We start from the raw sequence: 14,281 nt of genomic DNA, 5'->3' as shown, positions 1-14,281 counted from the left end.
CACTCAAGAAGGGGACCAGATTGCCGATAAGAAAACGCGAGCCTGTTCGAGACAACGTTCATGAAGAGCGTGCGATCCACCAGCGTGGCAACAGCAGCGGGTGACTCGTTGAGCGCGGAAGATTTCGAGTTCATCCGCCGCTGGGTCTTTCATGCGGCGGGCATCACCCTCGGCCCAGAAAAACGGTCCCTGGTGGTCCACCGGTTGCTGAAACGTGTCCGCCAGCTGGGCCTGACCGGCCTGCCCGAGTACTGCGCCCTGCTGCGGCGCCCCGAAGCCGAGGAGGAACGCGGGGTCATGTTGGACCTGCTGACCACCAACGTCACGCACTTCTTTCGCGAACCCGCGCATTTCGAGTTCCTCGCCCGTGAGATCCTCGGGAAGGAATGGGCCGGCCCACACCGGCCGGTACGGGAGTTCGTCAGCTGGAGCGCCGCCTGTTCCTCGGGTGAAGAACCCTACTCCATCGCACTCATCCTGGCCGAACACGAGCGGCGTCATCCCGGCTTCCGGTGGCGCGTGGAAGCCACGGACATCAGCAACCGCGTCCTCCAGAAGGCCCGCGCCGCCGTGTACGCCGAGGAGGATCTGCACCTGCCCGAGCCCACATGGCGCTCTCGCTACTTCCAACGGGGCATCGGCCCGTGGAAAGGTTACTGGCGCGTCAAACCCGAAATCCAAAACCACGTCCGCTTCCAACGCTGGAACCTGCTGGAGACCCCCTATCCCTTCCCGGCACCCATGGACCTGATCTTTTGCCGCAACGTCATGATCTACTTCGACCGCAAGGTGCAGGAAACCGTGCTCCGGAACCTGCTCGGACAACTCCGCCCCGGCGGTTACCTCTTCGTGGGCCACTCGGAGAGCCTCCTGGGCATGCACCCGCACCTGCGACCGCTGAAACCCAGTGTGTACCGACATGAACCCGGTTGAACGACCCATTCGAGGAAGCCCGGGGTGGCCGGGCCTGCCCGGTCTCGTCACCCATGAAACCACAAACTTTGCAACGTCCTCCGACTGATGGCCATCTCGACACAATGGGTCATTGCGCCCCCGCGCAAGACGGTGGTGGTCAAGGTCGCCGACGCGGCCGCCTCCAACGACACCGGAGCCGACCTGGTCACCCACTCCCTCGGCTCCTGCCTCGGCGTCACGCTCTACGACCCGGTCACCCGCGTCGGTGCCCTGCTCCACGTGATGTTGCCGGACTCGTCCATCGACCCGGCTCGCGCGCGCCAGAACCCGTGCCTCTTCGTCGATACCGGTTTCGTCCGTCTCCTCCAAATGTTCGCACGCGTCGGCGGTGTGGCGGGACACGCCCGCATCAAAGTGGCCGGAGGTGCCCAAATGCTGGATGAAAAGGGCGTGTTCCGCATCGGTGAGCGCAACGTCCAGGCCCTCCAGCGGGTCCTGGCCGCGCACTCCCTCGCGGTCGCGGCCTGGGAGGTCGGCGGCGTCCTCTCCCGCACCCTGCGCCTCAATATCGCCACGGGCGAGGTCACCATCCAAAGCCCGGGCCAACCCACCCGACGCCTATGACCGCCCAGAAAGTCTTGCAAGCTGTCCCGGCCTTGCCCGCCGTCTCCCCGGCGGCGCTCCAACTCATGCGGCTGCTGGGTCGTGGAGACGCCGACGCCACCGACGTGCTTCGCTGCCTCAAGCACGATCCCTCCTTGACCGCCCGGCTCCTCCGCCTGTGCAATTCGGCCGCCCTTGGCCTGCCGCAAGAAGTGGTCTCCGTGGACCAGGCCCTTTTCCTGCTCGGGTACCGAACACTCCACGAACTGGCCGTGCAGGCGGCACTGGGCGACGCGCTCAGCGCCGCCCTGCCTCCCTATGCCATCGAACCTCGCACCCTGTGGCGACACTCCGTCGTGACCGCCCGCGCCGCCGAGTTGCTCGCCGAAAAATGCCCGAATGAGGCGCCGCCGCCCGACCTCGCCTTCACGGCCGCCCTGCTCCATGACATCGGCAAGCTCGTCCTGGCCCAGGTCATGGACGGACCCGCCTGTGCCGCCATCCGCCATGCACTCGAAGTGGAAGGCCGGCCGTGGATCGAGGCCGAGCGTCAGGCCCTCCAAACCGATCACGCCGAAGTGGGCGCCGCCCTGCTGGAACGCTGGGAACTGCCCCGACCCCTCATCCATGCGGTGGCCGCCCACCATCAGCCGTGTCGCACCTGCCACCCGCCGCTGTGTGAACTGATTCATCTGGCCGACTGCCTCGCCCACGTCGTCGGCGCCGACGCCGGCATGCACGCCCTGGCGCAATGTGTGGACACCGGCGCAGCCGAGCACTGGCAACTGCAAACCAGAGAGCTGGAAGGTCTCGTGGCCGAACTGGCCGGGCATATCGCCAAAGTGGAAGCATCCCTGGAGGTACCATGACCCCCTCTGCCAAGCCCATCCGTGTCCTCATTGTGGACGACTCCGCCGTGGTCCGGAAGGCCCTCGCCGACGCCCTCGCCCGGGACCCGGAGATCGAGGTCGTCGGCGCCGCGTCCGACCCCTACGTCGCCCGCGAAAAGATCCTCCAACTCAAGCCCGACGTCCTGACCCTTGACCTGGAAATGCCGCGCATGGACGGGCTCACCTTCCTCCGCATCCTCCAGCAGCATCATCCCCTGCCCGTGATCGTGGTCAGTTCCCTGACCCAGACCGGATCGCAGGCTGCGCTGGCCGCACTGGAAGCCGGTGCCGTGGATGTGCTGGGCAAGCCCACCTCGGCCTGGTCCATCGGCAACCTCGGTCCCCAGCTCATCCAACGGGTCAAGGCCGCCGCCCAGGCGCGATTCCGGCTGCCTCGCACGGCCTTGCGCGCCGCTCCGGCGGGGCCTCCCAGGCTCGCCCCCCCGTCGGGTGCGCACATCCACCCGTGGCAGGTGATCCTCATCGGCGCTTCCACCGGCGGCACCGAAGCCATCCGCGAAGTGCTCAGCCGCCTGCCAGCCGGCCTGCCTCCCATCCTCATCGTGCAACACATTCCACCCGTCTTTTCCCGGGCGTTCGCGGAACGTCTTGCCCAGTGTAGCGCCTTCCCGGTGCGGGAAGCGGCACAAAATGACCTGGTCCGGCCCGGCACCGCACTCGTGGCCCCCGGCGATTATCACATGTACCTCACCCAGTCGGCCGGACAATTGCGCGTCCGACTCGACCAAGCTCCGCCGTTGCATCACACGCGGCCTGCGGTGGACCACCTATTTCGTTCTGCCGCAGCAGCCGTGGGGCGCCACGCCACGGCCGTCCTGCTGACCGGCATGGGCTCCGACGGCGCGGAAGGAATGCAGGCCATCAAACGCGCCGGCGGCATCACTATCGCACAGAACGAAGAAACCTGCGTGGTTTTTGGCATGCCCCGTGCTGCGATCAAGCTCGGCATGGTGGATCACGTGCTGTCTCTGTCGCAAATCCCGGAGGCAATCCTCCAAGCGGTGGCCCGACCTCCGCGGCCCTGCAGTGGAGCCACATCTGCCACCCCGACGGCACCGGAAACTGCCGGAAACCCAAGAGCTTTATGAGCCCGATCCTGGAACAGTTCGACATGACGGCCTTCCTGCAACAACAGGCCAAGGACGTGTTTGCCACCATGGCCTCGTTGGACGTCGCAACCGCCCCGGGCACCAACGGTCTCTTTCAGAGTGAACGCATCACCGGCGTGGTCGGCATCGGAGGCGAACAGGTCACCGGCGCCGTGTATCTCCACCTGCCGCTGGCCCTGGCCGAGCAAATCACGCGGCAAATGCTCGGCATGGAACCGGGCGACCCATTGGAGGAAACCGCGGTCAACGACGTAACCGGCGAACTCACCAACATGCTGGCCGGCGGGCTCAAATCCACACTGTGCGACCGCGGCCTGCCCTGCGCCGTCAGTACCCCCACCATCATCCGGGGAAACGCCTACGAAATCGAGGTCATGCCGGACGTGCAACGGACCTGTCTGCCGTTGCGCGCCGCGGATCAACCCGTCCTGGTGGAAGTCCATCTCAAGCTCAACTGACAACCAGCATCCCAGAACGACGCTTATGCCTTTGAAGATCCTCAGCGTGGACGACAGCAAAACCATCCGAATGCTCGTGGCCAAGGCGTTCCGACCCTACGACGCGACCGTTTTAGAGGCCGGCAACGGCGAGGAGGGCCTAGCGGTGGCGGCACGCGAAAAACCGGATCTCATCATCCTCGACGTGACCATGCCCGTGATGGACGGCGTAACCATGCTCACCAAACTCAAGGAGAATCCAGAGCTCAAACACATTCCCGTGGTGATGCTGACGGCGGAGTCGGGCCGTGACAACGTCATTCATATCGCCCGCCTGGGCGCGCGCGACTACCTGGTCAAACCGTTCAAAGAAGACCAGCTCATCGGCAAGGTTACACGGATTGTTTCCCTGCAACCCAGGGCCGGTACACCGGCACCCGCATCCTGATCCCTGAAGCATGACTACGCTCGATTACAAGGAACTGGCCGCAAAATACGGGCTGGAACCCATCCCGGACAGCGTCACCCGCCTCACCCAGCTGCTGGCCAAACAGGACGCCGAGCTGGAAGCCATTGCGCGGGTGGTCACCGCGGATCCTGAACTCACCGTCCGTCTGTTGCGGGTGGCCAACCCGCGGGCGACCAGTGACGAGGAGTTCGCCATCGAAACCGTGGAAGAGGCCCTGATGCGGACCGGGGTCGGTTGCGTCCTGTTGCTGGCCATGGGAGTGCCGCTGACCACCGCCATCATCAAGACCTTCAAAACCATGGCCGGAATCCAGCTCCAAAGCGTGCATCCGCGCTCTGTGGCGCCCCTCAAGGGCGAGCACGTCTGCGGGAGCATCGGATTTTCCGGCAAGGCCGAAGGAAGGGTCGAACTCCGCATGGCACTGCCCGTGGCACGGCGCGTGGCCGGAGCCGTCCTCGGTGTGGATCCGCAGGAACTCCAGGACCCGCATGCCGTCTCCGACACCATCGGCGAGTTGCTCAACATCGTCACCGGCAACTTCAAGTCCAACCTCTGCGACGCCGGTCTCGACTGCCGCATCCAGCCGCCCAAGGTCACCATCGCCTCCGAGGTGACCCCCCTGTCCGGGCCTGTCGGCGGCCTCGAACGCATGGCCTTTCGGGGTCAGGGCGTGGAGGTCTTCGTCACCATGGTCGTCAACCCATGGGCGGATTGAATGTTGGAGCACACGCTCCCGCAAACCCACCCCGTGCATGAACGGACCCCGTATGAAGCAACCGAACCGGAACCGGCCTCCCCGGCAAACCCTGCCAGGCGGACACCCATCCCCGGGCAGGTTTTGCCGGCCGGGCCCCACCGGATCCGGCCGGCCAGCAGCAGGTCCCGTCCGGGGCCCGCGGTTCGCATGCCGATCCGTCTGAGTCTGCCATGGAAACCCCATCTCCCACACCCACGAACCATCCCCAGGACCAGCCACCCAGGTGGATCGAACTGGGTCACAAACTGGCCTTCGAAGCCGCCTTCCTCCGGCCCGGTTCCGACGAGGGGCTCCTGCCCCTCAACAGCCTCCTCATGGAAGCTCGCGAGGCACTCGGCGAAAGCGGCACACCCGACTCCCTGCGCGCCGCCCTCGATGAAGCGTCCCGGCAGATCGACAAGGTCTTCGAACAGGGCGGCCTGTTCACTCCCGAGAGCGTGGCCTGGTTCCAACAATGGGCCAAACGCCTCGATGCGATCCTGAATCCGGAGGCTGCCGAGGCCCGGCCCATCCCGCCCGAGCCGGAGCCCCAGACACCAGTCCCCACCCAAACCGCACCCACTCCTTCAGCAAACGGCGCCGCCTGGGAGGGCGCAGACGTGGAAGAGCCGGTCCTGCAACTGCCGGCCGATGCAGACGCCGGTCTGCTGCGCGAGTTCCTCGCCGAGTCGGCCGAGCATCTTCAGAACATCGAACAGGGCGTGCTCGTCCTCGAGGAAAACCCCGAAGACCGAGACACCCTCAACGCGATCTTCCGTGCCTTCCACACCTTCAAAGGCGGCGCCGGGTTCCTGGACCTCCAGCCCGTCAAGGAACTGGCCCATGAGCTGGAATCGCTCCTGGACGCCGCCCGCCGCGGCGAACGGATCCTCGACCGCACCGCCATCGAACTCATCTTGGAAGGGGGCGACGCACTCAAAACCTACGTGCAGGAGATCACCGCCCGCCTGGACGACCTGGCCCACGCATCTCCCATCGTGGTGCCCATCCGCCACATCATCAGCAGGGTTCGCGCCTTTCTGCAAAACAGTGCGGCCACCGTCCCGACCTCCCCGGCCTCTGCCGGCAGGCCTGAATCGGTCACAGACGCCTCTGCACCGTCCGGTCCGACCGGTGCGGCAGCTCCGGCACCCGAACCAGCACCCGTTCCGTCCCCGGCCGGATCGCCACCCGCTCTGACCGCTCGGGAACAGGCCCGCCAGCCCGCTCCCACCCCGGCCGGGGCTCGGCCACCCACAGGCGGCCTCACCGCCTCGGCCACCGGCTATGTCAAGGTCGACACCGTCAAACTCGACACCCTCATCGACCTGGTGGGCGAACTGGTCATCGCAGAATCCATGGTGGTCCAGGATCCCCAGCTCCAGACCATGGCCTCGCGCACCCTGGCACGCAATCTGGCCCAACTGCGACGTATCACCAGCGAACTGCAGCGCACCGCCATGTCCCTCCGCATGGTCCCCATCCGGGCCACCTTCCAAAAAATGCATCGCCTGGTCCGTGACCTGGCCACCAAACAAAACAAACAGGTCCAGCTCCTCCTCAGCGGCGAGGACACCGAACTGGACCGCAACATCGTCGAAGCCCTGTACGATCCCCTGGTTCACATGATCCGCAACGCCGTGGACCACGGCATCGAACCTCCGGACGTCCGCACTGCCGCAGGCAAGCCTGCCCACGGCACGATCCATCTCCGGGCCTTCCATCAGGGTGGCAACATCGTCATCCAGATCGAGGACGACGGCCGCGGGCTGAACAAGGAAAAGCTCATCGAAAAGGCACGGGCCAAAGGCCTGCTCAAGCCCGATGAAACCCTGACCGACAAGGAGGCGTACGAACTGATCTTTGCGCCCGGGTTCTCCACGGCCGAGCAGGTCACCGAGATCTCCGGGCGCGGCGTGGGCATGGACGTCGTGCGAAAAAACATCGAAAAACTGCGGGGCAAAATCGAAATCCAAACCCGGCCCGGACAGGGCACCACATTCACCATCTACCTCCCCCTGACCCTGGCCATCATAGACGGCCTCATCGTCAGCGTGGGTGAAAAACGCTACATCATCCCCACCCTGACCGTGCGCGAGTCCTTGCGACCGCGGCCCGACATGATCGCCACCATCCAGCAACGCGGCGAAATGATCAACGTCCGCGGCCGTCTCACGCCCCTGGTCCGGCTCCACGCCCTGTTCGGTGAACCCTCCGGATGCACCGACCCCACGCGGGGCATCGTGGTTGTGGTCGAGTCCGGGCCACACACCAGTTGCCTGCTGGTGGACCAACTGCTGGGCAAGCAGGAAGTGGTCATCAAAAGCCTGGGCGCCGCCCTCCGCGAAAATCCCATGCTCGCCGGCGGCGCCGTCCTCGGCGATGGCCGTGTGGGACTCATTCTCAACGTGGACGCGCTGGTCCGGCCGCACGCGGCCGCCGCAGCACGCGCCTGGAACTGAAATCGTTCAACCATCAAGTCCGTTACCAACATGAGCATCGCCACACACGAATCCAGGGAACCCAAACTCGAAAGCCTGGCCGGCAAGTATCTGACCTTCCGCCTAGCCAACGAATGGTACGCCATCCCCGTGCTCGACGTGCGGGAAATCATCCGGCACACGGACATCACCCCCGTGCCGCAGATGCCGCCGCACGTCAAAGGCGTCATCAACCTGCGGGGCAAGATCATTCCCATCAGCGATCTGCGGCTGCGCTTCGGCATGCCGGAAACGGAGGTCACCGACCTCACCTGCATCATCGTCGTCCAGGTCAGCACCACGGCCGGACAACCGGTTCTCATGGGCCTGATCGTGGACGCCGTGGAGGCCGTGGTCCAGATCCATGCCCGCGACCTGGAACCCCCGCCCGAATTCGGCATCGGCCTGCTGACCGACGGCCTGCTGGCCATGGCTAAATCTGACAAACGGGTGGTGACGCTCCTGGACACACGGCGGGTCGTGCTCAGTGAGCTGGTTCAACAGATGCCCAACACGTTGTAATCCTGAGATCCCCCGCACACCCGGGCATTGCCTGAACGGCTATGATGCCAAACAACAACACTGACCTGACCATGAAAACGAACCTCCACAAACACGCACCCTACGGGACGCTCACTCTGGGCAAACGCCTGGCCGTTGCGTTCGCAACGGTTGTTTCCATTGTTCTTGTGTTCTCAGGCATCGTCGCCCTGACTCTGCTCAGCATCCATCAACAGGGCACCAACTTGGCCGAACATGCCATACCAGTCAACGAGGAGGCCAACCAACTTTATCGCCTGACATTCGAAATCGAAGAACTCGTCATCACCCACCTGCTGACATCCGATGTCGCTTCGAAACAGCAGATCGAACAGCAAATCGAGGCGCTGACCGCTCGGGCGGCGGACGCCGCAGCCCGGCTGAATGCACTCGTAAAGACCGATCAGGACAAACGACTCCTCACAGAAGTGATGGAAAAACGAAACTCCTATGTGGCAGCGCGCAAACAGCTCCTGGAGGTTAGTCGCAACAGCGGCCGGGACGAAGCCTTCACATTCAAGGCCCGCAACGTGCGTCCCCAACTGGATGCCTATCTCGCTTCGGTTCGAGCGATTGTCGACATGGCCACCCAGGATATGATCACTGCGGCTCAAGACCACCAAAGGGCCAGTCGTCAAGGTTTGTTGGCGGCGTCGGTTTTCGCGTTACTGACTTTGGGAGCCGCCGCAGGACTGGGTTTGTACACGCACCGGAAGGTGCTCCGCCTGACCGCGCCGATGGTCGGTGTGTTGCAGGAAAGCGCGACCCAGGTCGCCTCCGCAGCCGCGCAGGTCACCTCCACCAGTCAGTCCTTGGCGCAGGGGGCCAGTGAGCAGGCGGCTTCGTTGGAAGAGACCAGCGCCTCGCTGGAAGAACTGACCGCCATGACCCAGCGCAACGCCGCCAACGCCCAACAGGCCCGTCAGTTGGCCTCCCAAACCCGCACCGCCGTCGAAGCCGGCCAGTCCGAAATGTCCCAACTGACCCGCGCCATGGACGACATCCAAACCGCCAGCGCCGAAATCTCCAAAATCATCAAAACCATCGACGAAATCGCCTTCCAAACCAACCTGCTGGCCCTCAACGCCGCCGTCGAAGCCGCCCGCGCCGGCGAAGCCGGCATGGGCTTCGCCGTCGTGGCCGACGAGGTCCGCGCCCTGGCCCAACGCGCCGCCGCTGCCGCCCGCGAAACCGCAGAGAAAATCGAAAACTCCGTGGCCAAAAGCCGAGCCGGCGCCGACATCAGCCAGCGCGTGGCCCAGCATCTGCAGGACATCCTCACCAAAGCACGGCACGTAGACGAACTGGTGGCCGAAATCGCCGCCGCCTCCCAAGAACAAAGTCAGGGCATCGGCCAAATCAATGCCGCCGTCAGCCAAATGGACAAGGTCACCCAGGCCAACGCCGCCGCCGCCGAACAAAGCGCCGCGGCGGCCCAGGAACTGAATGCCCAGGCAGCCTCCCTCCGGCAGGCGGTCCAGGCCTTGCTCCTCTTGGTGGGCAACTGCTCGGATACCTCCCCGTTCCAGGAACCGAGAGCCTCCCTTTCCCAGCGCTCCCACCGGCAGAACCACGAAACCCACACACCCGGTGGAAGCCTCGGAGTCAACTCTCCGGCTCAACGGTCTGATCCCGAGCCGGCCCTGGTCGGGCGCACTGCCTGACCTCTCTCGCGTGAAAACCAACCAAGGCAATGCATCGGTCCACCAGGATCGAGAAACGAACCCACTGAGCCATGAAGCGACACACACATAGTACGAACGGCACAACGCAGACCCCCCCTGCGGAGCGGACATCGAGCCGGCAATGTTCTGCACAGGCTTTCTGGCCGGCTTGTGTGGGCCTGTTGCTGCCCCTGACAGTATTCGGCCAGGGGTCCGCCGCCAAATCCACAACTCTGCTCAACCAATGGCTGCGCGAACAGTCACCGGCTTGGAACGCCTGGGATCTCGGCGGCGAGTTCCGCACGCGCGTGGAAACCTTCCACAACTCCTCCCCGGCCTCTGCCAATCGGCATTTCCAGAAGTCAGGGGTGGACAACGACGACACCTACATCCTCACCCGCGAAAAACTACACGTGGGCTACAGACATTCCTGGCTCCAGGTCTATGCACAGCTGCGAAATAGCAATAGCTCTGGGGAAGACCGAGCCGGTCGTCCCGAGGAAGACCGCCTGGACCTTCAGCAGGCCTATGTATCCCTCGGTGATTTACGGTCTTTTCCCGTGCAGCTGCAGGTAGGACGCATGGAATTCGTGTACGCGGATGAGCGACTCATCGGTCGGTCAGACTGGGGCAACGTACCCCGTTCCTTCGATACAGTGCGTCTGCGCTTTCAACACAATCCGTTGTGGGCTGACACCTTCGTCAGTCGGGTGGTAGTCCCGGCAGATGGCAAATTCAATCAGTCCAATGAGAAAGACCATTTCTGGGGCTTGTATGGCGGGGTATACAAGCTCTTTCCCTGGCAGGACCTTGAGCTCTACTTTTTGGGTCGCAACACAGATGCCCCGAATCGCGGCAACATAGGGTCCCGGGACATCTACACCGTCGGGTTCCGGGCGACCTCGCCCAGGAACTCACTCGGCAACTGGGACTATGCGGTCGAAGCGCTCCACCAGTTCGGCAACGTCACCCAGGGCGGCCGCCAGCTCCAGCAGGACGCCTGGGCCACCAGCATTGCCGCAGGTTACACCTGGAAGCACTTCTGGGGCAGGCCGCGTCTCGGTTTCGAGTACAACTTCTCCACCGGGGACAGCGACCCCAACGATGACAAGAGCCAAACCTTGGACAACTTGTTTCCGACTAACCACAAGCTCTACGGGATCCTGGACGTGGTAGGCTGGCGCAACATCCACAATCTCATGGCCCGACTCCGGCTCCATCCGGCAGCCACCCTCACCGTCAGCCTGGACTATCACCTCTTCTGGCTGGCAGACACTGCCGACTTCTTCTATCCGCAATCGGGCGCCGGCCGCAACGGCCTGGGTTACGGCCGCAACCCGTCCTATGACAACTACCTCGGATCCGAACTTGACCTGGAAGTGGTTTGGTCAGCCAACAAATGGCTGAACCTGCGCGCCGGCTACAGCCACTTCTTTGCTGGCGATTACATTGACCAGTCGAAACAGTCCGTTGGTGGCGCCGCCGACGCCGACTGGGCCTACGTCCAGGTCACGGCGGTGTTCTGAGAGCTAAAGCAGAACTGTTCACAACCGAAACCATACTGGGGAACCTATGACCATGAAAGCTACGAACCGCATCGCTCGTTGGTTGGTCTCCACGGGGGCTCTTGTGGGGACCGCGGCGCTCCTCCAAGCCCAGGGAATCACTCCCGAGATCCAGGCCAAGATCGACGCCAAAATCAAGCAGATCCAGACCTGGGCCGCGGATGAGGTCATCGTTCAGGCGGTACGCGAACACAACGCTAATCCCTCGCCGGAGGCCAAAGCGATGACCCAGGAAAAGTGGAAAACCCTGCCGGTGCTGGATCCGTTCGTGCGTTCCTTCACCAAGCATGCCGCGACCGAACGACTGAAGGCCAAAAAGGATGACACCGTCACCGAGGCCTTCATCTCTGGCGCCGACGGCACCAAGGTGGCGTTCCTGAGCAAGCCCTCCAACTGGAGCCACAAAGGCAAGGACAAACACGAGGTTCCCATGAGCGGGAAAACCTGGCAGGGGGAGCCGGAAGTGGATGAGTCCACCGGCCTGCAACAGGTACAGGTGGCCGTGCCGGTCCTGGACGGAGGCAAACCCATCGGCTCCCTGGTGGTCGGCCTGAGCCTCAACAAGCTCGGCTCCTAGATGCCATCGCCGGCCCGGGAGGCGGCTCCCAGCCGCCTCCCGGCCCCCGCTCCTGAACAGTCATTCGCCCCCCATTGAAAACCGTGCCTCTTTGAGAAGTGACCATGGCCCGTCAATCCAGCATTCCCAGGCAGTTGCTCACCCTGATCGGTCTAGCTTTGAGTGTGACCGTGCTCGGCACAGCCGTTTTTTTCGTCACCATCCAGCATCTCCTGCACCAATCGCGATCCCTTAGTCAGACCGCCATGACAGAAATGCAGCGCGGCCAGCAGCTCATCGCCGATCTGGCCCGCGAACATTCACTCTTGCAGGCGTTGCTGCGCGAAAAAGATCTCGACCGACTGGAACAGGGATTGGAATCCCTTCAGAAAGTCGCTGCCGCAGTGGCCGAGCAGGTGAACACCATGACCGGCTCGAGCGACACCGGCTCCGCCAACCCCGCACTTCGCGAAGCGCTTCAAGGGTTTGAAACTGCGCAAAAGCGGGTTCTGGACCCCCTTCTGCGGGGCAACAACGGCGGTGCCTACGAGATCTTCCTCACCGACTACACCCCGAACTACGAAGCCCTTTTGAAGGAAGTGGACTCTCAAATGGGGCGCTTGCAGGCCGCGATCGAGGCCCGGATTACCGCGCAATCCCGTGCCGCACGACAGACTGCCCTCTGGAGCCTGACCATCATGGCCGTGCTCGTTGTGGGTGTTGCTGCTCTGGCCTGGCGGCTCAAGAATCGCCTGGCCGGCCAGTTGAAGGCCCTAGCGCAAAATCTGCACCTGGCCAGTGAGGCCACCGCCGTGGCGGCCGATCACGTTTCGAGCTCGAGTCAGTCCTTGGCGCAGGGGGCCAGTGAGCAGGCGGCTTCGTTGGAAGAGACCAGCGCCTCGCTGGAAGAACTGACCGCCATGACCCAGCGCAACGCCGCCAACGCCCAACAGGCCCGTCAGTTGGCCTCCCAAACCCGCACCGCCGTCGAAGCCGGCCAGTCCGAAATGTCCCAACTGACCCGCGCCATGGACGACATCCAAACCGCCAGCGCCGAAATCTCCAAAATCATCAAAACCATCGACGAAATCGCCTTCCAAACCAACCTGCTGGCCCTCAACGCCGCCGTCGAAGCCGCCCGCGCCGGCGAAGCCGGCATGGGCTTCGCCGTCGTGGCCGACGAGGTCCGCGCCCTGGCCCAACGCGCCGCCGCTGCCGCCCGCGAAACCGCAGAGAAAATCGAAAACTCCGTGGCCAAAAGCCGAGCCGGCGCCGACATCAGCCAGCGCGTGGCCCAGCATCTGCAGGACATCCTCACCAAAGCACGGCACGTAGACGAACTGGTGGCCGAAATCGCCGCCGCCTCCCAAGAACAAAGTCAGGGCATCGGCCAAATCAATGCCGCCGTCAGCCAAATGGACAAGGTCACCCAGGCCAACGCCGCCGCCGCCGAACAAAGCGCCGCGGCCGCGCGGGAGCTCCAATCCCAGGCCGATGCACTCCGGGAAGCCGTGGTCCAACTGCAGGCCATGGTCGGCGCCTCCGGCCTCCGGTCCCTGCCGGCCTCCACTCCGACCCGGGAGACGGAAGACCAGCCTGTGCATCCCTCTCTCTCCGGGCGCACAACGGCTGCCGCACCCACCTGCCCCACGCACAACGGTGGGGAGAACGATCTGAATCGCCAAGTCACCAGGGCCATGGCCGCACACAACGCGTGGAAGCAACGTCTGGCGGAGGCCATCCGAACCGGCCGGTCTGATTTCGATCCTGCCCAGGTCGCCAAGGACAACCAGTGCGAGTTTGGCAAATGGCTTTACAGCGCACCGGCCGAACTTCGTCAGACCGAGCACTGGCAACAGGTCCGATCTCTGCACGCCGAGTTCCACAAGGAAGCCGCGAGAGTCCTCGAACTGGCACTCGCCGGTCGGCGGGCGGAGGCCCAGCAAAGCCTCGAGCACGGCGGATCGTACGCTCGCTGTTCCGCTGAGCTGATCACGGCTCTGAAGCGGTGGAAACAGGGCGGCGCGTCCAATGGCTTGGCCACGAGACCGGCCGTTGACAGGGAGCCTGTGACGGTCACGACAGACGATCTGGCCGGCAGTTTCGTGGATGATCCCATCCCCATGCCGCCGCCCGATCCGAATCCGGTGCCGCGTTTCCGGATTTCTCCGTAAACCGAACCGCCCATCCCACGCCACGCGAATGCGCGGAGGGACACCAGGCTTCCCTCCGCGCGTTCCTTTTGCAGTTCCCCCGATCCGCCAAGTGGGGAATCCGCGCAGCGGCTGTCCTGCCC

13 protein-coding genes are annotated in these 14,281 nt (G+C 64.0%); all 13 read left to right on the top strand.

The features are described 5' to 3' along the window. Positions 1-60: 60 nt before the first annotated feature. Positions 61-933: a CheR family methyltransferase gene (locus ACPDIX_RS08015; protein WP_423431265.1), complete on the top strand. Its 873-nt coding sequence runs from the start codon at positions 61-63 to the stop codon at positions 931-933. An 87-nt stretch (positions 934-1,020) separates the two neighbouring features. Then, positions 1,021-1,539: a chemotaxis protein CheD gene (locus ACPDIX_RS08010; protein ID WP_423431264.1), complete on the top strand. Its 519-nt coding sequence runs from the start codon at positions 1,021-1,023 to the stop codon at positions 1,537-1,539. Beyond that, positions 1,536-2,387 (top strand): HDOD domain-containing protein, encoded by an 852-nt coding sequence (locus ACPDIX_RS08005; protein WP_423431263.1) that lies wholly within the window; start codon positions 1,536-1,538, stop codon positions 2,385-2,387. The genes ACPDIX_RS08010 and ACPDIX_RS08005 overlap by 4 nt, the downstream gene beginning before the upstream one ends. After that, complete coding sequence (locus ACPDIX_RS08000) at positions 2,384-3,517, top strand: protein-glutamate methylesterase/protein-glutamine glutaminase (RefSeq protein ID WP_423431262.1); 1,134 nt, start codon at positions 2,384-2,386, stop codon at positions 3,515-3,517. The genes ACPDIX_RS08005 and ACPDIX_RS08000 overlap by 4 nt, the downstream gene beginning before the upstream one ends. Next, complete coding sequence (locus ACPDIX_RS07995) at positions 3,514-3,996, top strand: chemotaxis protein CheX (protein WP_423431261.1); 483 nt, start codon at positions 3,514-3,516, stop codon at positions 3,994-3,996. The genes ACPDIX_RS08000 and ACPDIX_RS07995 overlap by 4 nt, the downstream gene beginning before the upstream one ends. 25 nt (positions 3,997-4,021) lie before the next feature. Next, positions 4,022-4,423, top strand: coding sequence for a response regulator (locus ACPDIX_RS07990; RefSeq protein ID WP_423431260.1), 402 nt, complete (start codon positions 4,022-4,024; stop codon positions 4,421-4,423). 10 nt (positions 4,424-4,433) lie between these two features. Continuing rightward, on the top strand, positions 4,434-5,159 hold the full coding sequence (locus ACPDIX_RS07985) for a chemotaxis protein CheX (protein ID WP_423431259.1): 726 nt from the start codon (positions 4,434-4,436) through the stop codon (positions 5,157-5,159). A 212-nt stretch (positions 5,160-5,371) separates the two neighbouring features. Then, positions 5,372-7,642: a chemotaxis protein CheA gene (locus tag ACPDIX_RS07980; RefSeq protein WP_423431258.1), complete on the top strand. Its 2,271-nt coding sequence runs from the start codon at positions 5,372-5,374 to the stop codon at positions 7,640-7,642. A gap of 30 nt (positions 7,643-7,672) precedes the next feature. Then, on the top strand, positions 7,673-8,182 hold the full coding sequence (locus ACPDIX_RS07975) for a chemotaxis protein CheW (protein WP_423431257.1): 510 nt from the start codon (positions 7,673-7,675) through the stop codon (positions 8,180-8,182). A 71-nt stretch (positions 8,183-8,253) separates the two neighbouring features. Then, positions 8,254-9,864, top strand: a complete 1,611-nt coding sequence (locus tag ACPDIX_RS07970) for a HAMP domain-containing methyl-accepting chemotaxis protein (RefSeq protein WP_423431256.1) — start codon at positions 8,254-8,256, stop codon at positions 9,862-9,864. 173 nt (positions 9,865-10,037) lie between these two features. Then, positions 10,038-11,390, top strand: coding sequence for an alginate export family protein (locus tag ACPDIX_RS07965; protein WP_423431255.1), 1,353 nt, complete (start codon positions 10,038-10,040; stop codon positions 11,388-11,390). A gap of 46 nt (positions 11,391-11,436) precedes the next feature. Further along, on the top strand, positions 11,437-12,006 hold the full coding sequence (locus tag ACPDIX_RS07960; protein WP_423431254.1) for a hypothetical protein: 570 nt from the start codon (positions 11,437-11,439) through the stop codon (positions 12,004-12,006). A 104-nt stretch (positions 12,007-12,110) separates the two neighbouring features. Next, positions 12,111-14,159: a methyl-accepting chemotaxis protein gene (locus tag ACPDIX_RS07955; protein ID WP_423431253.1), complete on the top strand. Its 2,049-nt coding sequence runs from the start codon at positions 12,111-12,113 to the stop codon at positions 14,157-14,159. Positions 14,160-14,281: the final 122 nt, after the last annotated feature.

Source organism: Limisphaera sp. 4302-co (assembly GCF_049537155.1).
GTDB lineage: Bacteria > Verrucomicrobiota > Verrucomicrobiia > Limisphaerales > Limisphaeraceae > Limisphaera.
The sequence above is the reverse complement of the archived record's forward strand: the minus strand, read 5'-3'. Positions and strand labels throughout refer to the sequence as shown.

Bases quoted from the DNA above. Each gene is read 5' to 3' on its own strand.
- ACPDIX_RS08015 (WP_423431265.1), top strand. From the start codon at position 61: ATGAAGAGCGTGCGATCCACCAGCGTGGCAACAGCAGCGGGTGACTCG.
- ACPDIX_RS08000 (WP_423431262.1), top strand. From the start codon at position 2,384: ATGACCCCCTCTGCCAAGCCCATCCGTGTCCTCATTGTGGACGACTCC.
- ACPDIX_RS07960 (WP_423431254.1), top strand. From the start codon at position 11,437: ATGACCATGAAAGCTACGAACCGCATCGCTCGTTGGTTGGTCTCCACG.
- ACPDIX_RS08005 (WP_423431263.1), top strand. From the start codon at position 1,536: ATGACCGCCCAGAAAGTCTTGCAAGCTGTCCCGGCCTTGCCCGCCGTC.
- ACPDIX_RS07990 (WP_423431260.1), top strand. From the start codon at position 4,022: ATGCCTTTGAAGATCCTCAGCGTGGACGACAGCAAAACCATCCGAATG.
- ACPDIX_RS07955 (WP_423431253.1), top strand. From the start codon at position 12,111: ATGGCCCGTCAATCCAGCATTCCCAGGCAGTTGCTCACCCTGATCGGT.
- ACPDIX_RS08010 (WP_423431264.1), top strand. From the start codon at position 1,021: ATGGCCATCTCGACACAATGGGTCATTGCGCCCCCGCGCAAGACGGTG.
- ACPDIX_RS07970 (WP_423431256.1), top strand. From the start codon at position 8,254: ATGAAAACGAACCTCCACAAACACGCACCCTACGGGACGCTCACTCTG.
- ACPDIX_RS07980 (WP_423431258.1), top strand. From the start codon at position 5,372: ATGGAAACCCCATCTCCCACACCCACGAACCATCCCCAGGACCAGCCA.
- ACPDIX_RS07985 (WP_423431259.1), top strand. From the start codon at position 4,434: ATGACTACGCTCGATTACAAGGAACTGGCCGCAAAATACGGGCTGGAA.
- ACPDIX_RS07975 (WP_423431257.1), top strand. From the start codon at position 7,673: ATGAGCATCGCCACACACGAATCCAGGGAACCCAAACTCGAAAGCCTG.
- ACPDIX_RS07995 (WP_423431261.1), top strand. From the start codon at position 3,514: ATGAGCCCGATCCTGGAACAGTTCGACATGACGGCCTTCCTGCAACAA.